The organism is Thermoactinomyces daqus, from assembly GCF_000763315.1.
Classification (GTDB): Bacteria; Bacillota; Bacilli; order Thermoactinomycetales; family Thermoactinomycetaceae; genus Thermoactinomyces_A; species Thermoactinomyces_A daqus.
Genome location: NZ_JPST01000021.1, coordinates 25,571 through 47,019 on the forward strand (window position 1 = coordinate 25,571; position 21,449 = coordinate 47,019).

At 46.6% G+C, this 21,449-nt stretch carries 23 protein-coding genes and 1 pseudogene; 15 read left to right on the forward strand and 9 right to left on the reverse strand.

The window, feature by feature from the left end; genetic code table 11:
• Positions 1–6: 6 nt before the first annotated feature.
• Positions 7–1,533, reverse strand: a complete 1,527-nt coding sequence (locus JG50_RS0110075) for a recombinase family protein (RefSeq protein WP_033101001.1) — start codon at positions 1,531–1,533, stop codon at positions 7–9.
• A gap of 79 nt (positions 1,534–1,612) precedes the next feature.
• Here JG50_RS0110075 and JG50_RS20085 point away from each other — a divergent pair, with 79 nt between their 5' ends.
• The gene (locus tag JG50_RS20085) at positions 1,613–1,771 is read left to right on the forward strand and encodes a hypothetical protein (protein WP_160173847.1); all 159 of its coding nucleotides are present in this window, start codon (positions 1,613–1,615) and stop codon (positions 1,769–1,771) included.
• Between the two features lie 48 nt (positions 1,772–1,819).
• Here the strand turns inward: JG50_RS20085 and JG50_RS0110080 are convergent, their stop codons facing one another.
• Together JG50_RS0110080 and JG50_RS0110085 are read right to left on the reverse strand one after the other, a co-directional pair.
• Entirely contained in the window at positions 1,820–2,371 is a 552-nt protein-coding gene (locus JG50_RS0110080; protein ID WP_033101002.1) for an NAD(P)H-dependent oxidoreductase, read from the reverse strand.
• A gap of 58 nt (positions 2,372–2,429) precedes the next feature.
• Positions 2,430–2,852 (reverse strand): MarR family winged helix-turn-helix transcriptional regulator, encoded by a 423-nt coding sequence (locus JG50_RS0110085; protein WP_033101003.1) that lies wholly within the window; start codon positions 2,850–2,852, stop codon positions 2,430–2,432.
• A gap of 210 nt (positions 2,853–3,062) precedes the next feature.
• On the opposite strand from JG50_RS0110085, the gene JG50_RS0110090 reads away from it, so the two are divergent.
• The 5 genes from JG50_RS0110090 (at position 3,063) to JG50_RS0110110 (ending at position 9,681) form a co-directional block, all read left to right on the forward strand.
• Positions 3,063–3,563 (forward strand): hypothetical protein, encoded by a 501-nt coding sequence (locus JG50_RS0110090; RefSeq protein ID WP_033101004.1) that lies wholly within the window; start codon positions 3,063–3,065, stop codon positions 3,561–3,563.
• A gap of 144 nt (positions 3,564–3,707) precedes the next feature.
• Positions 3,708–5,360 (forward strand): cellulase family glycosylhydrolase, encoded by a 1,653-nt coding sequence (locus JG50_RS0110095; protein ID WP_033101005.1) that lies wholly within the window; start codon positions 3,708–3,710, stop codon positions 5,358–5,360.
• A gap of 228 nt (positions 5,361–5,588) precedes the next feature.
• Positions 5,589–6,845: a family 16 glycosylhydrolase gene (locus JG50_RS0110100; protein ID WP_033101006.1), complete on the forward strand. Its 1,257-nt coding sequence runs from the start codon at positions 5,589–5,591 to the stop codon at positions 6,843–6,845.
• 269 nt (positions 6,846–7,114) lie between these two features.
• Entirely contained in the window at positions 7,115–8,245 is a 1,131-nt protein-coding gene (locus JG50_RS0110105; RefSeq protein WP_033101007.1) for an NADH-dependent flavin oxidoreductase, read from the forward strand.
• 368 nt (positions 8,246–8,613) lie between these two features.
• Positions 8,614–9,681 (forward strand): glycoside hydrolase family 64 protein, encoded by a 1,068-nt coding sequence (locus tag JG50_RS0110110; protein ID WP_081943841.1) that lies wholly within the window; start codon positions 8,614–8,616, stop codon positions 9,679–9,681.
• A gap of 289 nt (positions 9,682–9,970) precedes the next feature.
• Here the strand turns inward: JG50_RS0110110 and JG50_RS0110115 are convergent, their stop codons facing one another.
• Positions 9,971–10,357, reverse strand: coding sequence for a helix-turn-helix domain-containing protein (locus tag JG50_RS0110115; RefSeq protein WP_052154183.1), 387 nt, complete (start codon positions 10,355–10,357; stop codon positions 9,971–9,973).
• Positions 10,358–10,582: 225 nt separating this feature from the next.
• On the opposite strand from JG50_RS0110115, the gene JG50_RS0110120 reads away from it, so the two are divergent.
• Both JG50_RS0110120 and aspA read left to right on the forward strand, forming a co-directional pair.
• Entirely contained in the window at positions 10,583–11,590 is a 1,008-nt protein-coding gene (locus JG50_RS0110120) for an asparaginase (protein ID WP_033101008.1), read from the forward strand.
• A 7-nt stretch (positions 11,591–11,597) separates the two neighbouring features.
• On the forward strand, positions 11,598–13,025 hold the full coding sequence (gene aspA, locus JG50_RS0110125; protein ID WP_033101009.1) for an aspartate ammonia-lyase: 1,428 nt from the start codon (positions 11,598–11,600) through the stop codon (positions 13,023–13,025).
• Between the two features lie 263 nt (positions 13,026–13,288).
• On the opposite strand, the gene JG50_RS0110130 is transcribed toward aspA, so the two are convergent.
• Positions 13,289–13,972, reverse strand: a complete 684-nt coding sequence (locus JG50_RS0110130) for an N-acetylmuramoyl-L-alanine amidase family protein (RefSeq protein WP_052154184.1) — start codon at positions 13,970–13,972, stop codon at positions 13,289–13,291.
• A 321-nt stretch (positions 13,973–14,293) separates the two neighbouring features.
• On the opposite strand from JG50_RS0110130, the gene JG50_RS0110135 reads away from it, so the two are divergent.
• Together JG50_RS0110135 and bluB are read left to right on the forward strand one after the other, a co-directional pair.
• Positions 14,294–14,668, forward strand: coding sequence for a carboxymuconolactone decarboxylase family protein (locus tag JG50_RS0110135; RefSeq protein WP_033101010.1), 375 nt, complete (start codon positions 14,294–14,296; stop codon positions 14,666–14,668).
• A gap of 310 nt (positions 14,669–14,978) precedes the next feature.
• Positions 14,979–15,653 (forward strand): 5,6-dimethylbenzimidazole synthase, encoded by a 675-nt coding sequence (bluB, locus tag JG50_RS0110140; RefSeq protein WP_033101011.1) that lies wholly within the window; start codon positions 14,979–14,981, stop codon positions 15,651–15,653.
• Positions 15,654–15,746: 93 nt separating this feature from the next.
• Here bluB and cotJC read toward each other — a convergent pair.
• The 3 genes and pseudogenes from cotJC to JG50_RS19350 all read right to left on the reverse strand — a co-directional run.
• A pseudogene (gene cotJC, locus JG50_RS0110145) lies at positions 15,747–15,977 on the reverse strand (spore coat protein CotJC); the annotation flags it as partial.
• Between the two features lie 14 nt (positions 15,978–15,991).
• On the reverse strand, positions 15,992–16,246 hold the full coding sequence (locus JG50_RS0110150) for a spore coat protein CotJB (protein WP_033101012.1): 255 nt from the start codon (positions 16,244–16,246) through the stop codon (positions 15,992–15,994).
• The gene (locus JG50_RS19350) at positions 16,243–16,497 is read right to left on the reverse strand and encodes a spore coat associated protein CotJA (RefSeq protein WP_081943843.1); all 255 of its coding nucleotides are present in this window, start codon (positions 16,495–16,497) and stop codon (positions 16,243–16,245) included. The genes JG50_RS0110150 and JG50_RS19350 overlap by 4 nt, the downstream gene beginning before the upstream one ends.
• Positions 16,498–16,746: 249 nt before the next feature.
• Between JG50_RS19350 and JG50_RS0110155 the strand changes: the two genes are divergently transcribed.
• The 4 genes from JG50_RS0110155 (at position 16,747) to JG50_RS0110170 (ending at position 19,682) form a co-directional block, all read left to right on the forward strand.
• Positions 16,747–16,962: an alpha/beta-type small acid-soluble spore protein gene (locus tag JG50_RS0110155; RefSeq protein ID WP_033101013.1), complete on the forward strand. Its 216-nt coding sequence runs from the start codon at positions 16,747–16,749 to the stop codon at positions 16,960–16,962.
• A gap of 151 nt (positions 16,963–17,113) precedes the next feature.
• The gene (locus JG50_RS0110160) at positions 17,114–18,676 is read left to right on the forward strand and encodes an acyl-CoA synthetase (protein WP_033101014.1); all 1,563 of its coding nucleotides are present in this window, start codon (positions 17,114–17,116) and stop codon (positions 18,674–18,676) included.
• Between the two features lie 60 nt (positions 18,677–18,736).
• Positions 18,737–19,246, forward strand: a complete 510-nt coding sequence (locus JG50_RS0110165) for a hypothetical protein (protein ID WP_033101015.1) — start codon at positions 18,737–18,739, stop codon at positions 19,244–19,246.
• 124 nt (positions 19,247–19,370) lie between these two features.
• Positions 19,371–19,682 (forward strand): hypothetical protein, encoded by a 312-nt coding sequence (locus tag JG50_RS0110170; protein ID WP_033101016.1) that lies wholly within the window; start codon positions 19,371–19,373, stop codon positions 19,680–19,682.
• Positions 19,683–19,685: 3 nt separating this feature from the next.
• Here JG50_RS0110170 and JG50_RS0110175 read toward each other — a convergent pair whose 3' ends face one another.
• Complete coding sequence (locus JG50_RS0110175) at positions 19,686–20,135, reverse strand: hypothetical protein (RefSeq protein ID WP_033101017.1); 450 nt, start codon at positions 20,133–20,135, stop codon at positions 19,686–19,688.
• A gap of 78 nt (positions 20,136–20,213) precedes the next feature.
• Between JG50_RS0110175 and JG50_RS0110180 the strand changes: the two genes are divergently transcribed.
• On the forward strand, positions 20,214–21,341 hold the full coding sequence (locus JG50_RS0110180; protein ID WP_052154185.1) for a S8 family peptidase: 1,128 nt from the start codon (positions 20,214–20,216) through the stop codon (positions 21,339–21,341).
• Positions 21,342–21,449: the final 108 nt, after the last annotated feature.

A 21,449-nucleotide genomic window follows, 5' to 3' on the forward strand; every position in this document is an offset into this window, starting at 1 on the left:
TGGGTACTACAGTTTGGGATAAACGATCAGTGTAAATTCATCGTTTTTTTGATGCTTCTCCTTGTGATACAGGCAATGATCGACGACGCTTTTCAGCAAGATGTTTTTTTCTTTCGGGTCATCCACATGATGATACGTATCCAGGAGATGAGTGATTTTTGGAATAACGTTTTGTTTTGCATTTTCCCTTTTCTTTTCCATTTCCAATTTCATTTTGTTTTCCCGGATTTTTTCGCGGATTTCTTTCAATCGCTTAGCAATGCTGTTTGACCGCTCGATGTATGTCTGCACATCATATACGCCTTGTTCCAATAAGTCATGCAAGTTGCTTTTTTGCGTTTCCAGTTTTCTTTGCTGCAGTGACAGGTTTTGAATCGCCAGTTCATAAGCCGTCGTTTCGTGGTTTGCAGATTCCTCGTTCAGGTTCAATTCGATCTTGTACGCCTTTAACCAGTCATACAATGCCTCCAACAGGCGGGATTCAACATAATCGAGCCGGCTGCTTTTGTTATTGCAACCGCCTCCTCTTTTCTTATTGTCGCAGATGAGATGAGCCACCTTATAACGCGAATACTTCAACAGCATCGTACCGCCGCATTGATCGCAAATAACAAGACCGGCCAAAGGATTTTTAAATGAATAATGATAGGGTGAATTTCTTCTTTTGGTCCGGATTTCCTGGGCTTTGTTAAAAGTTTCGATAGAAACGATCGGTTCATGTTTTCCTTCCACATCGATCCATTCGGTATATGGTCGTTTCCGGTATTTGCGACCGCTCTGATCCGGTGTTTTTCTTCTCTCCATTTTTCTCCATTGAATTCTCCCAATGTAAACTGAATTTCGAATGATATTGAGAACACCGTTTGAGTTCCACTTTGTCTTGTTGTAAGAAGGAATGCCCATCTCATTCAGTCGTTTGGCAATATTTACGGTTCCCAGCCTATCTTCGGTATACCAATTAAAAATTTGCCTGACAATGGGGGTTTGCTCCGGATCTGGTATAAGGTAGCGTCCGGAGTGATCCTCTTTGATTTGATATCCATACGGCGGCCGGGTACCCACATAGTTTCCGTCCTGAACAGAGCGGATCCGGCCATTCTGAAGCCGGCGGGTAATGATTTTCAATTCCTTGCGGGCCATGAATGCTTCGAATTCACTGTATTCTTCATCAAATTCATCCTGAAGATCGTATATTTTCCGGGGGGTGATGATTTTTGTCCCGGACTTTTGGAAGGTTTCCAAGATAATCCCTTGCTCACGCATGTTGCCGCGCCCCAACCGGTCCATGTCCATGACGAGAACGGCATCGTAGCAGCCGCTTTCCACTTCTCTGAGAAGTTCCATCATTTCGGGCCGATGGATCAAGCTTTCTCCGGATACGATTTCCTGCCGGATCTTCACGATGTTCAGGCTTTTTTGCTCGGCGATCTGGAGCAGCGTTTTTTTATGCTTCGCCAGTGTTTCCCCTTCTCCGCGGGCTTCGGCTTCCAAGTCGGCGCGACTCTTGCGAAGATACATGCAAACCCGATCCATACGATTCCCTCCCTTTCTGTTCTAATTTATATGGCTGTCCCTTTGCCATTCTTGCATACCATTTACCGAGGTGATCCATGTGAGGGAGAGGGAAACGGGCTTTGACAGAACTTACCGGATCGGGAATACGACCATTCATATTGTTGCCGCAAAGCAAACGGAGGAAGAAAAGGATCGGCGGTTGAGTGAAATCATTGAGATTATTGAGATGATTTGGTTGAAAAGAGCCCTCTGGTGAGGGCTCGATTGGTAAGCTTAATTTCCGGGTTTTCCTTCAGTATTTTTATTAGTTGCGAAGGCGAGCCTTTGGGTTTAATTCGACATTGGTAATATGCTGTACATAGCGGATTGCGCTTTGGGCAATTTCTTCGTCAGTGATTCTGTTTGCGTCATATTGGACAAAGGAAGGCAGGAAGGTCATGCCTACAAAATTGGCAGATGCCTGGAACGGTCTGGTCAGTTCACTCATTGAAAATGCATTGGAACCTCCGGCTTGATAAGCATGTTCAGGTGCACCGGCGGAAATGGCCAATACCCATTCTTTACCGTTCAATTTGGTTCCGCCGGGGCCGTAAGCCCAGCCATAGGCAAGCACTTCATCAAACCACTGTTTTAAGAGCGGGGGACTGCTGTACCAATACAACGGAAACTGGAACACGATACGATCGTGGGCGAGGAGTAATTGCTGTTCAAATTCCACATCAATGGGTTGATTGCGGTATTTTTCATAGAGATCGTGAACGGTTATGCCCGGTTCATTCAAAACCGCTTCTTTCCATCTTTTATTGATTCGCGAGGATTCGATGTTCGGGTGAACAACGATCACCAGCGTTTTCATCTATGTCTCCTCCTTCTATCTTTTATTGTTTGTACAAACAAATATGTGATTAAAAATCTTACTCGGTTAATTTGCGCATTGCCTCCACAATTTGACTGCTCAGCAGATCGCCTGTTTCTTTTCCGAGAACTTCTGAATATCTTTTATGCAGCTCATCCCAGCATTCTTGAATTTTGCTTTGAAATTGCACCCCGGCTTCGGTAGGGTACAGTTTCGACAGTTTCCCTCCCGTTTTTCTCTCGACCAGGCCTTTTAAAATCAATTTATCGACAAAGCGCGTGACGGTCGAAGGAGAGACATGTAATATTTTTCCCAGATCAGTTGAGGTAATACCGGGTTGTTCAATCACCACAAGGACGATAAAAGCGTATGTCGGGGACAAGCCGATCGGAGCAAAAGTTTCCTCCGCCATCTTTCTGATCTCGCGAGCCAGGCTTTGAGTCGTAAAGTAGAGGCATCTATTTAAAAGGTTCTCGATCATGTACCATCACTTCCTGCATATTTGTTTGCGCAAACAAATAATATGATAAAGCACGACCGATGTCAATGGTCAAATACCATTTATTAATTTGATTCGTAATTAATCACAGAATTTAACATTTATAATTTTTATAATTTTATATTGACTGAAATAATAATAATTGATAATATTCTAATATCATGTTGTCTAGACAAATAAAAGGAGGGGGCATTGCGTTGCGTTAAACGAATTCTGTTGGCGGCAATGGCGCTGACCGTTCTTCCCGCCGGTTTTCTGTACAGCCAAAAACTGAAAGCGGAGAAGTCAGTGAACCCTTGTGCAACGGACGGGTTGTGTTCCTTGAAAGAGGCTTACCAAATTGCCCGGAAAAAGGCAAGAGCATGGGATCGTCATGCGGAGCTCCTCGTCATGTCCAGCGTGGATGACGGCGAGAAGCAAAAAGCCGGGTCTGAAGGTAGAAGGAAAAATTGGAATTTCATCTTTGCAGATCTATCCTCTGAACAAACGTTTGCCATCACAATGCACGACGGCCTTATCACAAAAGAAATACCTTCCACGGAAAAGACGGATCAAGCGTTTTTAATTCCCACCCAACTCATTCAGCTCGATTCAACCGATGTCATTGTAAAAGTGAAGCGCCATTTCCATGTCAAACCAGGACAGAACCGGGCGAGGGGATCTCGCTTCCCAAAAATCCCAATATTGGGTTGACATCTTTTTCGACTATGAGAACAATCCCCAAGCGGTTCCAAATGCGATTCAGTTTGGTGATCAAAAAGTAAGCTATACCGTCACATGGTAAAGATTGACGATGGGAAAGAGCATCAGCCCAGCTTATACAAGGGAGGGAGAAAAATGTTGAAAAAAACACTATTGGGCATTCTTTGCCTGGCGATATTGATTGGGACGTTTATGGGAGTGCCTTTAATCCCGAAGGCTAACGCGGCAATTGATTCCGATGACTTTCTGAAAGCCAGCGGGAAAGTAATCCGGAATCACTCCGGTACCGGTGACATAGTCAACTTGCGGGGGACGAACCTTGGAGGTTGGCTGTTGCGGGAAGACTGGATGTCGCCAGCAGGAGCGGTTGACGAGTACACCTTGCGGCGCAAACTGATTAGCCGTTTCGGAGAGGCGGATACGCAAGAGCTGCTGAACGCATACCACGACACCTGGATTCAGGCGAGCGACCTTGACAATATCAAGAATTTGGGCATGAATGTGGTTCGCGTACCGATGTATTGGGAAGATTTCATGAATACGGACGGTACGATGAAACCGGACAGCATCACATTCAGAAAATTGGACTGGCTTGTTTCTGAAGCCGGAAGCCGCGGAATTTATGTCATCCTGGACCTTCATGGTACACCCGGCGCCGATTGTCCGTGGCAATCCTGCGGTCGCGAAAATTACAATCAATTGTGGAAGAACGCCACCTTCCAGGATTGGACCGTTCAAATTTGGCAGCGACTGGCTGCGCATTATAAAGGAAATCCGACTGTAGCTGCTTACGACTTGTTGAATGAACCGCTGGTCACGATGGGGGAGGGAGAAAACTCCAGCCAGATCCAGCAAAAGATGCAGTTCTATAATCGGCTCTATCAAGCAGTTCGTGCGGTCGACCCGGACCACATTCTCATTATTGCGGCTTTCTTCGATTGGTATGCGGCTTATCCGCCGTCCACCTATGGATGGACCAACGTCGTTTACGAGACACATCATTATAACTTTACAAATTATGATGACTGGAATTTGACCAATTCTGAAATAGAGAGATGGCTGACCGATCTGGCCAATTACCAAGCCAAATGGAACATACCTTTATATGCCGGTGAATTTTCATTCGGTCAAAACGATTTGTATGAAAAATGGCTTTCCAGGTTAAATGCCCTCAATGCATCTTGGACCAACTGGAGTTATAAAGTGAAGGGCGGCGGAAACTGGGGTTATTATATCAACAACAACAACCCGTCTCCCAATTTGGATACTGACAGCAAAAGCACCATCATCGAAAAATGGAAAAAATTCAGCACAGACAATTTCACTCCCAACACAACGCTCCAAAATATCGTTAAAAAATACACAACCGCACCTCCCGTTCCGGAAACCGTGTACAGTATCAAAGCGGTTGCCAACGGCAAATATGTGAGTGCCGATAATTACGGGAACAATCCGCTTATTGCCAATCGCGATGCCGTAAAGGAATGGGAAGAATTCAAAATCATCAACAATCCGGACGGAACCGTTTCCCTCCTGTCGATGGCCAACCATAAATATGTGAAAGCGGATTTGAATCAGCAGGGAAAACTGATCGCATCAGCAGATATCGTTCAACAGTGGGAGAAATTCAAATTGGAGCCTCTGGGTGACAATACCTATGCCCTGAGGGCTTTGGCGAACAATATGTATGTATGTGCTGATCTGAACCAGTCTTCGCCGGAGTTGATCGCCAATCGCAGTTCGGTTGGTGGCGCTTGGGAGTCTTTCACCATAACGGTGGCTCCGTAAGGCTTTGATGATCCGTTTGTCAGAGACGTTTTACGGGTGGCAGCGCGTATGCCCGCGGAAAGTTGATCAGATGCGATTGTTTGAATATTTATGCGATTCAACCTGAAATTGCAATCTTCAAAGAAGGCTTCTCCACTTGGGAATGCGTCTGTTTGACATCCAAGTCGCTTTTCGGAATACCCTGTTTCTTGTTTTCTGATTTTTTCCGGCATAAAAGGAGGTATACGCATGTTCTTGAAGAAGGCATTCTCTGCAGGAATATGTTTCCTGTCCCTGGTAACCACCTTGTCATGCGGGTTTATGACAACTTCACCCAAGCAGACGGAAGCGGCCGGCTCATGGGTGCAAGTCTGGGGAGATGAATTTAACGGCAACAGCGTTGATAGTTCCAAGTGGAATTTTGAAATCGGCCCCGGACCCAATAACGAACTCCAACTCTATACCCCGAATAACGTTCATTTTGAAAGTGATCCTAACAACAGCGGAAACAAATATTTGGTTATTGAAGCCAAACGGGAAAACCAGGTATACAATGGTCGGACCTTTAACTATACTTCCTCAAGACTGAACACTTCAGGCAAATTTGATTTCAAATACGGCAAAATCGAAATGAGAGCGCAACTTCCGAAGGGGCAGGGAATGTGGCCGGCCTTTTGGATGCTGGGCAGCAATTACAGTCAGGCAGGCTGGCCCGATTGCGGGGAATTGGACATTATGGAATACGTGGGAAAAACCCCATCCACGGTTTATGGAACCCTGCATGGACCCAATTACTTCGGGTCGACGGGAATCGGCGCCTATCATGACACGTCCGACACGATCAGCACCCAGTTCCATACGTATACGGTGGAATGGGAACCAAATGTGATCAGATGGTATGTGGATGGCCAATTGTATCAGGTAAGGACGCCGCAAGATCTCGATGGACGCAAGTGGGTCTTTGACCATAATTTCTTTATCATCCTGAATTTGGCCGTGGGCGGGGATTGGCCTGGTTCCCCGGATAACACCACCATCTTCCCGCAAGATTACAAAATTGATTATGTCCGGGTTTATCAGCGCCAAAACAATGATTATGAGCCAGCTCCCGCGAAAAACTTCATTGCTTTGAAAGCGGCTGCCAACGGAAAGTTCGTGACAGTGGACAAGTTTGTCGGTGACCACAAGCTCCGCGCCAACCGCGATAGTGCCAGCGTGTGGGAAATGTTTGAAGTCAAAGATCTGGGGAATGGCAAAGTGGCGCTGTTGTCCTCGACCGATTACAAATACGTTTCCGTCAAGCCGGATGGCTCCGTCTACGCCGATAAAGAAACGGTCGGACCATGGGAAACTTTCCAGGTGGAAACCCAGGCAAACGGAAAAAAGGCACTTAAAAATATTGGAAATAACGAGTATCTGAGTGCGGATCTGAATCTGGATTCGGTACTGGTGGCAAACCGTCCGACGGCCAGTACATGGGAGCAATTTGACTTCGTGCAAAAATAGGCCAATCCTTTGCCGGTTTTCTCAATTCCCTGTGGGGAAGTTCCCTGCTTCCCCGCGGGGAGGATGACACCATTAAGCAGAGGGGACGAGTGCTTTTCAGCTGCGACCTTTGCGGCGAAGAAGCGGGAGAAAAGAGAAGCATCAAATACATTGGGACCCCTGCTTTGGATCTTTGTCAACAGGCTGCGGGTTCAATGTTCGGTACATTGAACCCTTTATTGTTTGCTCAGGGGATGTACTCCGTTACTCGTGAAAGGAAGGTTTAACAGTTGATAAAAAAATACGAGCCGATTTTCAAACCCTTTACTTTTCCCTCCGGAATTACCATTCGCAATCGTATTCTGATGGCTCCGTTGACAACTGCTTCGGCATTTGAAAACGGAATGGTTACACAGGACGAGCTTGCGTTTTATGAAAAACGTTCAGGCGGTGCGGGCGCGCTCATTACTGCCTGTGCTTATGTCGAAAAAATAGGAAAAGCCGTTGCCGGAGGTTTCAGTGCGGATTCTGACAAAATGATTCCCAGCCTGAGAAAAGTGGCCAAATCCATTCAAGGTAAAGGTTCCAAAGCGATCTTGCAAATTTTTCATGGCGGGAGCATGGTTTCACCTCAGACGATTGGAGGAGAAACGCCGGTAAGTGCCAGTGCTGTTCGGGCAGCAAGGGATTGGACCGTTACCCCCAGAGAAATGACGGAACAAGAAATTGACAATGTCATCAAAGCTTTCGGGGAAGCAACACGTCGGGCGATTGAAGCGGGTTTTGACGGGGTTGAAATTCATGGAGCCAATATGTACCTTATACAACAATTCTTTTCTCCGTATTCAAACCGACGGACAGATCAATGGGGAGGGACGCTGGAAAAAAGAATGCGATTTCCGCTAGCCGTCGTGAAATCCGTTTTAAACACGGTAAAAAAACATGCGAAAAATCCATTTCTTGTCGGGTATCGCATTTCACCGGAGGAAGCGGAAGAGCCGGGGATTACAATTGAAGATACCTTTCAATTGCTTGATAAATTGGCAGAGGAAAATCTCGATTATATTCACCTCTCGATCGGAGAACTGTGGAAAGGTTCAATCCGCAACAAAGAAGAAACTGAACCTTTGCTTCTTCGTATCCATGAGCGCATTGGTGACAAGATCCCGTTGATCGGCGTGGGGTCTGTCTGGCATCCGGATGAGGTCCTGCAAGCATTGGAAAAAGGGATTCCATTGGTAGCGCTGGGCCGTGCACTGATTGTCGAACCTGAATGGGTTCAAAAAGTGCAAAAAGGGAGAGTCAATGCAATTCGTAAAAGCTTGTCCGCTCAAGATAAAGAAAAATTGGTCATTCCCGATCCCATGTGGGAAGGTTTTTCAGCAATTCCGGGATGGCTTCCCATCAGGGAAGATCAATAAGGCCGGATGATCGTGAATTTTCAATAAAATGTGCCGGATGTCCTGTACATAAACAAATGACGCTTTAAATGCCTTAATGATTTCCTGAACATTTTTTTGATGTGCGGGAAGGAAACAAGCTGTCTGTAGGGTCAGGACAGCTTGTTTAAGCTCTTCATGAATGCACAAAGACCGAATTGGGGTTAAATTCATAAATTAATTATTGAAATAAATAAAATTATATGAAATAATATTATTAATTAATTTAATTTTCCAACCTGAAAGGGGGTGTGGAAGTTCGTTTTTTTCTAATAACATTATGGATTTGAGAGTTTCCCGGCCGTCCTCGTTATGCATCTTAAATCCATGTCCGACAGGAGGTCTTGCGAATGGTTAAAAAAATCGTTGCTTTGTGTGCGATCATCACTTCACTGGTAATATTCCCGTCCATACCGCAGTCCACCGCGGCTGTCTCCAATTCCATCTACTCGATTCCCGCCTCGTCCATCCCGTTCCCGACCGGAAACGGGGTGCTGTCCGTCAAGGTCATGAATGGAACGAACGGAGCTTATGCCGATGACCAAATCTATTGGGGGGTTCTGGGCATCGATCCATCCACCGGCCGTTGGAGTTACTTGGATTTAAACGGCAACCTGCAACCTATTTCCACTGCCTTGAATGATGCTCCCGGTCACTTGACGAAAAATGGGAACAATTATGCGAACATTTACCATAAAATCAGTGACGCAGAATGGATAAATCTACCCAAAATCACCTCCGGGAGAATGTTCTTGTGTGTTGGCTCCCCCTGCTACATCAAAACATATGACAACGGATTTGCCGGTCCCGATATCAACAATCCAACTGATCCCAACCGTGATGTTTATTTTGATTTTGTCGAATTTACCGTCAATGATTCGGGATATCATGGAAACACAACGCGGGTGGATGGATTCGGCTTCCCCATTCAGCATCGCCTTGTGAACAAATCCGGCTCATATGACCGGACAGTGGGCGAATTGGAAACGGAAACCCGTTCAGGATTGTTCGAAAAATTTGTCAATGAAGTTCCTTCTGAATTCAAGTCGCTCGCTACGGTGCAAGCTCCTTACCGGATCGTGGCCCCCATTCACGGCTCCTTTGCAGCGGGCGGGCCCAATGCCAATTACTTTGCCGGCTATTCCAACTTACCCACACAAGATATTTTACGGTGCGACGGAGCTGCTTCCGATGCGCAAACCTGTGCTGCCATCAACCGCCATGTCTACACGGAAAGCGACTGGAACAATGTCAGCCGCTATTATCAGGCAGCTCCGGCCAACTACTACGCCAAATTTTGGCATGATCACAGCATTGATCATCTCGCCTACGGCTTTGCCTACGACGATGTGAACGGACAAGCTTCCTATCTTGAAGTAAATGATCCCAAAGGCTTGATTATCCGCGTAGGTTGGTGATGCCCCCTTCAGGGGGGTCACCGGGTTTTTCCGGTAAAACCGCTCTTGGATTTCCGTTATAAACACGAAATGACTTGAGACTCCTTTTTGGGCTCAAGTCATTTTTTTATTTCCAGAGAACATACGCGGGAAGGGTTCCTGTACCGCCGCTTCTTGAACAGGGCGGATGCAGCTGCGTTGCATCGGAATTTTTTGAAAGGATCATTGACGGACAAAAGCGAACGATTTAGATTTTTGCGAGCAGTAAAACCCTTGCTTAGCGGTGGAGATGCGTCTTTGACAGAGGGATTTACCAATTTTTTTGCGTTTGCGCATCAGGAGTCTGCAAGCCTTCGATTTCCCGCTTTGATCTGATAAAGGCAATTAACTGGTTTATTTCCCCGTCCGAAAGGGGTTTGCCGTCTACTGTCAGTTTGATTTCGGATAATTGGGTGAGTTCGAGTTCCTGTATGTTTTCTTTCTCGGGATGAAAAGTTTCTGTATCTACACGGCCGAGCAGATAGTCGACCGAGGTTTCAAACAGATCAGCCATTAATTTGATCGCTTCCAATGAGGGACGGCGATATCCTGATTCGTATCCGGCATAGGTGCTTTTGGCGATTCCCAGCTGGTCGGCCGTATATTGCAGTGACCACTTTTTTCGCTTTCTCAATTCTATCACTCTGTTTAAAATCATGGCCTTCCCCCTTATATCGAACCTCATTATAATTTTCTTCTTTTGTTAAGATACCACAAAAGTACGCGAAATGAATAAAGTTTTGTTGATTTTCCCGGATACTCTCCCTATAATTACTCTTGGAGTTCGCGTTTAGCGTACATTATAGACTGCGATTCAAAAGTTTATCTTTGCCTGTTTTAAGGATGGAGCCTGAACGCTGTCTTTTAGATCGGGGTGGAGGATATGAAAAAACTGCTGTTGCTGGCCACCGGTGGAACCATCGCCTCCCTGAAAGGGGAAGAAGGGCTGGCTCCCGGAATGAAAGCTGAAGAACTTTTGGGATTCTTGCCGAAAGAACACCCGGATTACCATATTGAAAGCAAACTTTTGATGAATATTGACAGTACCAACATGCAACCTGAGTTCTGGGTGAAAATAGCAGAGGCCGTCGCTGATCATTACGATCACTACGACGGATTTGTCATCACCCATGGAACGGATACAATGGCCTATACATCTGCAGCCCTTTCCTATATGTTGCAAAACGCGGCAAAACCGATTGTGGTCACCGGCTCCCAGGTTCCGATCAGTTTTAATCGAACCGATGCCAAGAAAAATATTGCCGATGCGATCCGGTTCGCCTGTGAAGATATCGGGGGAATCTTTGTTGTTTTTGACGGCAGGGTTATCCAGGGAACCAGGGCGGTTAAATTGAGAACCAAGAGTTATGATGCTTTTGAGAGCATTAATCATCCTTATATCGCTTATATAAACGGATCAAAAGTGACTTATAACAATCCTGTTCGTCCGCCAAGGCACGGTAAACTTCAGTTTAATCCTTCACTGTGTCCGGATGTGTTTTTGATGAAATTGGTTCCTGGTGCGAAACCGGAGCTCTTTGATTATCTGAAGCATTTATACAAGGGTGTTATTATTGAGAGTTTCGGAAGCGGGGGAATCCCCTTTCAGGGCAGAAACCTTCTTCCGAAATTGCAGGAGCTGATCGCTTCAGGGGTTGCGGTTGTGATCACCACTCAATGTCTGGAAGAAGGGGAAGATTTGACCCTGTATGAAGTCGACAGAAAAGCGGCTCAAAATAAAATTATTCTTTCCGGAGATATGAATACCGAGGCCATTGTTCCGAAAATGATGTGGGTTCTTGGTCAGACAAATGATTTGCAAGAGGTGAAGCGGATGATGGAATCGCCGATTGCAAATGACATAACCCTTAAATACGAAGAAGAGAGTTGATAGGCGGATGAGTGATCAAGAGCTTTATCGAACGGAAAAAGATTTTCTCGGAGAAAAGAAAATTCCCGCCGATGTCTACTATGGCATTCAGACATTGCGGGCAAAAGAAAACTTTCCGATCACCGGATATCACCTGCACCACTCCTTGATTTGCGCCATTGCGATGGTAAAAAAAGCTGCCGCCCTCGCCAATATGGAAATCGGCCGGCTCAATCCGCGCTTGGGAAAAGTCATTCTCACCGCGGCTCAAGAAATTATCGACGGGAAGTGGCATGATCAATTTGTGGTTGATCCGATTCAGGGGGGAGCCGGAACCTCCATCAACATGAATGCCAATGAAGTGATTGCCAATCGGGGACTCGAACTTTTGGGCGAGCAAAAGGGGAATTATTTTATATTAAGCCCGAACACGCATGTAAATATGTCCCAATCCACCAACGATGCATTTGCCACTGCCATTCGGATTGCAACACTGAGTCTCCTGGAAAAACTGCTTGATACAATGGAATCTATGCATGGTGTGTTGAAATCCAAGGCAAAAGAATTTGACCATGTCATAAAAATGGGGCGAACCCATCTGCAAGATGCCGTTCCCATCCGTCTGGGTCAAGAATTTGAAGCGTACAGCCGGATGCTGGAGCGTGACATCAAGCGAATTAAACAGTCACGACAACATTTATATGAGGTGAATATGGGGGCGACTGCGGTCGGTACAGGATTAAATGCCGATCCCCGCTATATCGGGAGTGTAGTGAAACATCTCTCTGAAATCAGCGGGTTCCCATTGGTAAGTGCTGAACATCTTGTGGATGCCACGCAGAATACGGATGCCTATACGGAAGTTTCTGCGGCATTGAAAGTATGTATGATGAACATGTCCAAAATCGCGAATGATTTACGGTTGATGGCTTCCGGACCTCGTGCGGGATTTTCCGAGATCAGGTTGCCGGCCCGTCAGCCCGGTTCATCCATCATGCCCGGCAAAGTAAATCCGGTGATGGCTGAAGTCATCAATCAGGTGGCATTTCAGGTCATTGGCAACGACCATACCATTTGTCTGGCTTCTGAAGCCGGTCAGCTTGAATTGAACGTCATGGAACCTGTTCTCGTATTTAACTTGCTTCAATCCATCACGATTATGAATAATGCTTTCCGTGTTTTCACTGATTACTGCCTGGCGGGAATTGAAGCGAATGAGGAAAAGCTAAGGGAATATGTGGAAAGCAGCGTCGGTGTGATTACCGCAGTCAATCCCCATATAGGCTATGAAGTTGCCGCAAGAATTGCACGGGAGGCCATCCTTACCGGCCAATCCGTTCGTGAATTATGCTTGAAATATGATGTCTTAACTGAAGAAGAATTGGATCTGATCCTGGACCCCTATGAGATGACGCATCCCGTAATCGCCGGAGCTTCCTTGCTTGACAAAGAGTAGGGGATTTGATTCTTTCCGCTTGTGGGAAATACGCCCATCGCTTGCTGACAAAGTCTGTTTGCTTCACAGGCCGGCAAGCGTGCCATCTGCGGCCGGGATCCTGCGCAACCGAACAGTGTTTGCTTCTGTTTCGCGATGTTGGTGATCTTCCGGATCCGGCCCCCGGTTTTGCCTTCGTCATGAAATCAAGAAGAATTGCAGAAAGCCACCCGGATGAGAATGATTCCGGGCGGCTTTTTTTTGATTGCCACCAACACCGGTTTTTACAGCTTTTTCAACTGGATCTCTTGTGCATGTTTGCGAACTGCTTCCAATACGGCATCAACGATCTTGGATTCATAGGCTGTATCATAAACAGCTTGGCCATCCACGGTAATCCGGTACATCGCCGGTTTTTTTCTCAATTGAAATACTGAAGCGACACCCTCAACAATGGCATTTGCTAAACCATCCAAAAATGAGGAGTCCCGGAGCAATTCGTTTTCTCTTTGATTGGATATAAATAAGTTTTCAAGCAGGATGGCGGGCATCGATGTTTCTCTCAATACAGCAAAATTGGCCTGTTTTTTGCCTCGATCATGAATTTGATATTGGGTCAGATACTGCATGATATGTTTATGGATCTCGTCTTGGTAACGCACTGTTGAACTGGAGGCGTTCGGATGAATATAAGATTCAAAGCCATTGGCTGATGGACTGGCTGAGTTATTGTGGATCGAGATAAACAGATCACAATTGCGTTTATTGGCAAAATCCGCTCGTTCGTTCAATTCTATGAAACGGTCATCCCACCTGGTTAAAGATACCGTTACATCCTGATACTTTCCGAAATGGTCATTGATTTTTTTTGATAGTTCCAAAACGACGTCTTTTTCATTTAAACCAAAGCCTGTGGCCCCGCTATCCTTACCGCCGTGGCCGGGATCAATCACCACATATGCGCCCATCCGCTCTACCTCCCGCAAAATTTAATTAAGATTCTTTGTTTTACCAATCTGCCATAAAAAAATTGAAAAAATTTGGTTTATTCTTTCTTACTTTTATTATACCCCAACAAACGGGGACTGGATTGCGCGAATGTACAACGCTGTTCCTGGTAATTTCATAATTGTTTTATAACAAAAGGCAGGTTTTTTGGCATTTGCACAGTTCGTTTTCCATGCCGAAAAAGAATAATGGTCCGGTACTGTCCTGACCAATTCAAAGGATAAAAAGAGGGTTAATTTCTCACATTAAATAAGGATACCAAAGCGAAGGAAGTGAAGATCATGAATGCCCAATCAACATTTCAACATGATTCGGTTCAACAGCATTTAATCCATTATAAGGAAGGGCTTGGCAAATTCGCGGAAAAGATGCCGCATCTTGTACGGGCTTACAATGAATTTACGTCGCATTGTTTTCAGGAGGGGGAAATTCCCCTGAAATACAAGCATCTTATCGCATTGGCCATCAGTCTCCATGCTCAGGATGAGTACTGCATGGTTTACCATTCCAAAGGGTGCATTGATCAAGGATGCACGGAAAAGGAAATATTGGAAGCAGTTGGCGTGGCGGCTGCCATCGGTGGAGGGGCAGTGATGAGCCAAGGAGTCACCCTTTTGCAAAAATGCCTCAATGAGTTCAATCAAGGAGTGCATTAAGCGGCTGGGGAGAAAGCACTGCTTTTGCCGCCATCCTGTCCAATAAGGAGAACGTATAAGGGATACAAGCTAAAAAGCCCGGGATGGTTCGATTTATCGCAAAGTTTTCCGGGCTTTCCACTTATGGTGCGAGCTTTGCGCCTTTTTTGAATCTATCTAATGTTCGTTGTAAAATTGGCAACAGGTGATGGATTGGACATGTCCGGAATGCAGGTGTTCATGAAAACCGAGACATTAATGCCGCTTAATGTATTCTGCAAGAAAGCCGGGTTTGTCGGTCATTACCAGTTTTGGATGGGGAGGCGTTTTCTTGAGCGATACTTTTTCCAAAGCGGAGCAGGAAGTTGTTTATCGGGTGATTCGTGCCCGGCGGGATATTCGCCACTTTTCGGGCCGCCCGGTTCCGGAAAGGGTGCTCCTGCGGATTTTGCAAGCAGCCCATCATGCCCCCTCCGTCGGGTTTATGCAACCGTGGAATTTTATCCTGGTTCATTCAAAAGAGATTCGCGAACAGATTAAGAGTTCATTTGAAGAGATGAACGCTGATCAGCTTAAACAGATTTCCGAAACAGATCGAAAAGAATTGTACAGCCGTTTGAAGCTGGAAGGAATCATGGAGGCGCCTGTCAATCTGGCCGTCACTTGTGACCGAAACCGGGATGCCCCGTTTGTTTTGGGGCGGGGGCCCATGCCGGAAACCGATTTGTTCAGCACCTGTTTGGCAATTCAAAACATGTGGCTGGCTGCGAGGGTGGAAGGCGTCGGCGTTGGCTGGGTCAGCATTCTCAACCGTGAGAGAGTCGAAGAAATTTTAGGGCTTCCTCCGGGAATCAGGCTGGTGGCCTATCTGTGCATCGGATATCCGGTGGAATTTCGTGAAAAGCCGATGCTGGAAGAATTGGGTTGGAAGTCGCGGATGGATTTGAAGTCATTGATCTATGAAAATCAGTGGGGGCAGGAATTGAAATCGTTCCATCTGGATTGAGGCGATCAGAATGACATGTCGGATGTCTGTGCATTTTTTCCCCGTGTGCGGAAAAACAAGCGTTTTCAAAGGTATCCATAATGCATACGTTCATTTATAAACCATGGTGGCGATCATTTCCAAATGAGCAAACTCTTCTGTGCCGATGTCGGTCAACAGCCCTTTCACCTTGTCAGGCAGGGTATAGCGTTGGTTCAAGTAACGAAGGGCGGCTGAGAGTTCTCCGTCTGCCCCTCCGTACTGTTCAATGAGGTACTTGGCCAGTTGGGGATTGCATTTGCTAACGCGAACCGGATATTGCAACTTTTTTTCGTAAATCCACACAAAAATCAGCCTCCTTAGATTTCCCAGGGCCAGGGACCTTCATTCCAGCCGTTGGGATACTGATTCATGCTTTGGCCGAAGTTGCGCAGAGGTCCGTAGTGTTCTTCATATGTACGTGCTATTTTTTTCCGTTCGTTCACGTACCAGTTGAATTGCTGCAATGCTTCCAGATCGCTGGGATGCGTATCGAGATAAAGATTCAGTTCCACCAGAACAAAATCGATCTCCTGTAACTGCCGCAGCAGTTCACGCTGGTGTTTTTGGTTCATGAATCATCACCTTTTTGCCATTTTGGTTTATGGTAGGGGCTGTACAGAATCGGCCATAGGGTTCCGTGGATGAGTGCTTCACTTGGAGGGAATTGGGGAAGGCAGGGTGGTTGGAAACCTAAAAACAGATTTGGAGGTACGACATACCTTTTTTTACGTATCGGGATACAAGGGTCATCGGGACTGACATAGGGGCACCACACTCGTTCCTGATGAGTAAAAGGATTTGGAATGCGCCTGAATTTGCTCATTCCGACCCACCTTTCTGGCGATATGAAAAGTTTCTTACAAAAATATATGATTTACATTGCATTTTATTCGTAATGGTTGTGTTTCAATTGACCCATTGCCTTCGATTTCTTTTTTTGCAAAGCGTTTGCGGAGCACCTTCAAATGATGGCCTTCTGGTGCAATTCCTCCATCTTATCCAATTTTTCCTACGTATTGATTGAAGCAAAAAACGCATGATAAGAACAACAAAGCCAAGGAGGTGAAAACACATGGCACAACAATCTCGCAGCCGTAGTTCCAACCAATTGCTGGTCGCTGGTGCTGCTCAAGCTCTTGATCAAATGAAATTTGAGATTGCTCAAGAGTTTGGTGTTCAACTTGGTCCTGATACCACTTCCCGCGCCAACGGTTCTGTCGGGGGAGAAATCACCAAACGCCTCGTTTCGATGGCTGAGCAACAACTTGGCGGAGGCTTCGTTGGTTAATCTCAATTGAATAAGCTGGTTTCTGAATGCGGTGGCCGGTCCGGTCACCGCAATTATTTTGCTGCAAGAAGGGATTTTTGGTTTTTTAATAGAATAATTTTGATTGTTCGATGTCATGATCACAGATTTTTATTACTCGGGAGGGGTAAGGATGACAGAATTTTATAACATTGCAAATGATATTGACCGGCATGCTGACAAAGACCGGGTGGCCATTCGCTGGATGAATGAAAATGGGGACAAGCGAATCGTTACATATCAGGAATTGAAAGAAAAGTCAGATGAATTGGCATCTGCATTTATAAAGGAAGGATTGGTCAAAGGCGACCGGGTTCATATTTTGTTGCCGAGGGTACCCGAAGCGTATATCGCCTATCTCGCTTGTCTCAAAGCAGGTTTGGTGATTTTGCCCGGATCCGAAATGCTCAGGGCCGGTGATATTGCGTATCGGATGAAGCATGCTGAAGTGAAAGCGGTCATCGCCGATGAAAGCTTGACGGAGAGAGTTGATGAAGCTGCGTCAGATACTGGTTTGTCCTTTAAGCGGTATGTGCGCGGGCAGGCGCATAAAGATTGGATTTCCTTAAGCGGTTTGCAAGGCGATTCCGAAATCCGGCTGCCGCAGACGCGCCCGGATGATATCGCTTTCATTTCCTATACTTCCGGCACGACAGGGGGACCAAAAGGAGTGATTCACCACCATAGCTGGGCGATCGCCCACCAGCAGACAGCGACCGGATCCTGGCTTGATCTTCACCAAGGGGATATTGTTTGGGCCACTGCCGGGCCGGGCTGGGCCAAGTGGATTTGGAGCCCGTTCGTCTCGACGCTGGGGGCGGGGGAGACCGCTTTTGTGTATCAAGGAGCGTTTCATCCGGAAAAATATCTCCGGTTATTGCAGGATCAAAAGGTGAATGTACTCTGCTGCACGCCGACAGAATATCGCATGATGGCGAAAACGGAAAAGCTGGAAAGGTTTGATCTCTCGCATCTGCGGGTTGCCGTCAGCGCAGGGGAACCTTTAAACCGGGAAGTGATTGACACATTTGAAAAAGTTTTCGGTATACGGGTGCGTGATGGATACGGGCAGACGGAAAATACATTGCTCATCGCGACATTGAAAGATATTCCCCCGAAACTGGGATCGATGGGAAAACCGACTCCGGGAAACCGCGTGTCAATCATCAATGATCAGGGCGAGGAAGTAAAGGCGGGAGAAGTGGGGCATATCGCCGTGCATCGTTCTTCCCCGGCGTTGTTTAAAGGGTATTACCGGGATCCCGAGCGCACAGAAGCGGCATTCATCGGGGATTGGTATATCACCGGCGACCGGGCGCGAAAAGATGAGGAAGGTTATTTCTGGTTTGAAGGAAGGGCCGATGATATTATTATCAGCAGCGGCTACACGATTGGGCCGTTTGAAGTGGAAGATGCGCTGGTCAAACATCCGGCCGTGAAAGAGTGCGCCGTCGTTGCCAGCCCTGATCCCGTGCGCGGCTCCATTGTAAAAGCGTTTGTCATTCTGAAGGAAAATGTGGAACCGGGGGAAGAATTGGTCAAAACCTTGCAGAACCATGTAAAAACGGTGACCGCTCCTTATAAATACCCGCGGGAAATCGAATTTGTCGACTCGCTGCCCAAAACGACAAGCGGAAAAATCCGCAGGGTGGAGTTGCGGGAACTGGAGAAACAGAGAAAGAATGCCGGGGCTTGATGGGAAATCTGAAAGTTCGATATAATAAGTGGGACTTGGACTTTAAAAGGAGAAAAAGACATGAAAGTGTTTACACACGGCAGCAATATCAACTTTGCCTGTTCGGCCCGGGAGATGACCGGAAGTGAACTGGAACGCCTGATTCACGAGTACCAACAGGAGTACCGTGAGCTGCTGTTTGGAAAAATTGATTTGGAACAAAGCGAAATTTATGTATACGGCACTTTGGAGGAAGCGGTGATCAATGAGGATGGAGACCGCTGCCGTTTCCGTTACCGCTCCGAACAGGGAGAAGGGATGGAGGAACATCCTTTTGATCAGCTGCTGTTAAGCCAGGAAGCCCACTTCGACATCATCGATGAGAAAAAGGGACGCACAGGTTACCGCGTGCTTTATGTCACCTTTTTGGAAGACGGTGAGGACAGGGAAACAAGTTATTTTTTCGCTGATGCCAACGGGGTCAGCCAGCCTCTTGCCTGCGTGGCCGAATTTTGGCAGCAGGTGATTGACATCGGACGGGATGTCGATTTTACGATGACCGGCTGTTCAAGAGAATGCGGGTGTGAATAAAAAAAGGGTAGAAGCCGACAGGGTTTCTGCCCTTTTTTTATTTGCATGGGTGAATAACGTGTGAATGTTGCTGCGCATTTCATACTACTAAGATAAACGTGCGCTGGGATGGGAGGGAAGCAAGTTGGCTACACGTCCTTCAAAAAAAGAGTTTGCCGATTGGATCAATACCTTGACGGGTTCCGAAGTCATGACCGAAAAGAAACTGGATCAAATTTTGTTTAATGCAAAAAAGAGCGTGCAGAAACAGGGGATGAATGGTCTGTTTGAGTATATGCGCCAGTTGCTGGGTTTACCGATCTCGGATGAATTCATGCAGCATATTCTTGAACGTCTCAGTTCGCCGGACGGAGCATCTGCATTATTTCAGGAATTTCAATTAAATGTTCCGGCAGAGATCCGGAAGGCCACCAAGAAAAACAACAAGAAAAAATAATTTTTACCACTTCTTCTTTCCTTTTTGTTTCATCACTTCTCTGACAATTTCCCTCATCGCCGGGGAATTGAAAATATCGTAGAGACTGTCCCCCGTCAGGTTTTGCCCGCTTTCCATCTTGTTGTCATTACTGTTTTGCCCTTGTTTAGCCGGAGTTTTCGTAACGTTGTTTTTGTTTGAACCGGCGTTTCCTCCCTGAGAATTGGTGCTTTTTTGCGTCTGTGTCCGATTCAGATTCGCCAAAGATTGGATCATCTTCATGAAGGCACCTTTGTCACTTAGCGCCGTGTTTAAAGAATGGAGTGCATGCAAGATCTCTTCCACGTTCATTGTCGTTTTGGAAAGGTTGCCCACCCATTTGTGGATTTGCGTCCAATAATCGGCGGGATCATCGCCAGCGATCAGATTGAGGAGCTCTTCAGGCAACGGGGGGATTTCCTTCTTTTTATCCATCTCATGCCACCTCCCTTTCCGCCTGTTAAAAAATATATTCACTTTTTGGGCAATGAGTGAAGATGGGAGTGAAAAGCGATGTCTAATCCAAAATGGCTGCTCCCTTCATCAGATCAAGCAATACATCGGAGACGGCGGGTTCGAAAAATTTTTTATCTCCGGGACGGAACCCAGCTCGATCGTTATGTGGAGGATATGAAACGGTCAGGGATACGGCCGATTCGTTTTCTCACTCATTTGGGGATCGTCATCGGTGAATATTTTACGCCTTCCGCTTCGCATGTGATGGATGGACATCCGGCGGTGGAGTATACAGAACAGGATATTCGCATAACCATAACCGAACCGATTGTGGGGACGGTCACTCCCCCCTATGAACAAAAGATTCCCTGGGGGGTAGCCATGGTTGATGCCCCGAAGGTTTGGCCGATCAGCCGGGGGCGCGGGGTGCGAGTAGCGGTTATCGACACGGGAATTGCTGCCGATCATCCGGCAATCCGCGATAACTACAAGGGGGGAATCAATATTTTATCCCCGCATTTTTCCCCGACAGACTATAATGGCCATGGCACCCATGTGGCGGGGATCATCGCCGGCAGAATGGCGGAAACAGGAATTGTGGGCGTGGCCCCGCGCACGCATCTGTACGCGGTCAAAGCGTTCAACCGCAAGGGAAGTGCCAATTTGTCCGATCTGTTGAGCGCGATCAACTGGTGCATTGAAAATAAAATGCAAATCATCAACATGAGTTTCGGCATGGACAAATTAAGCGAATCACTGAAACAAGCAATACAAATTGCCCATCGTAAAGGGATTATCATGGTGGCCGCAACCGGAAACCAAGGATTGACGGCGAAAATTGATTTCCCGGCGCGCTATCCGGAGACGATTGCGGTCACTTCTGTCTCAAAAGACGGAAATCTCTCTTTTTTCAGCAATTACGGCAAAGGGGTTGACCTCGCTGCTCCTGGAGATCGAATTCCCTCTGCCTGGTTAAACAATTCCAAACGGGAAATGAGTGGAACGTCAATGGCAGTTCCGCATGTTACCGGAACGATCGCACTTTTATATCATCTCAATCCATCGCTGAATCCGGAACAGATCCGCTACATTCTGACACAAACTTCAATCAAATCGGGAAAAATCGGCATCGGTGTGATCAACTCATATCAGGCCATAAAGTTTTACCGGAAATTCTGGAGCTGAAAAATTCGTTTGTCCCGCAGCCTGCACCATATGTGACTGCGGGACATTATCGTCAAAGAAGGTTGGAAAACCGCTTCTCTGTCCCGGCATTTTTTGTGATAAACTAAT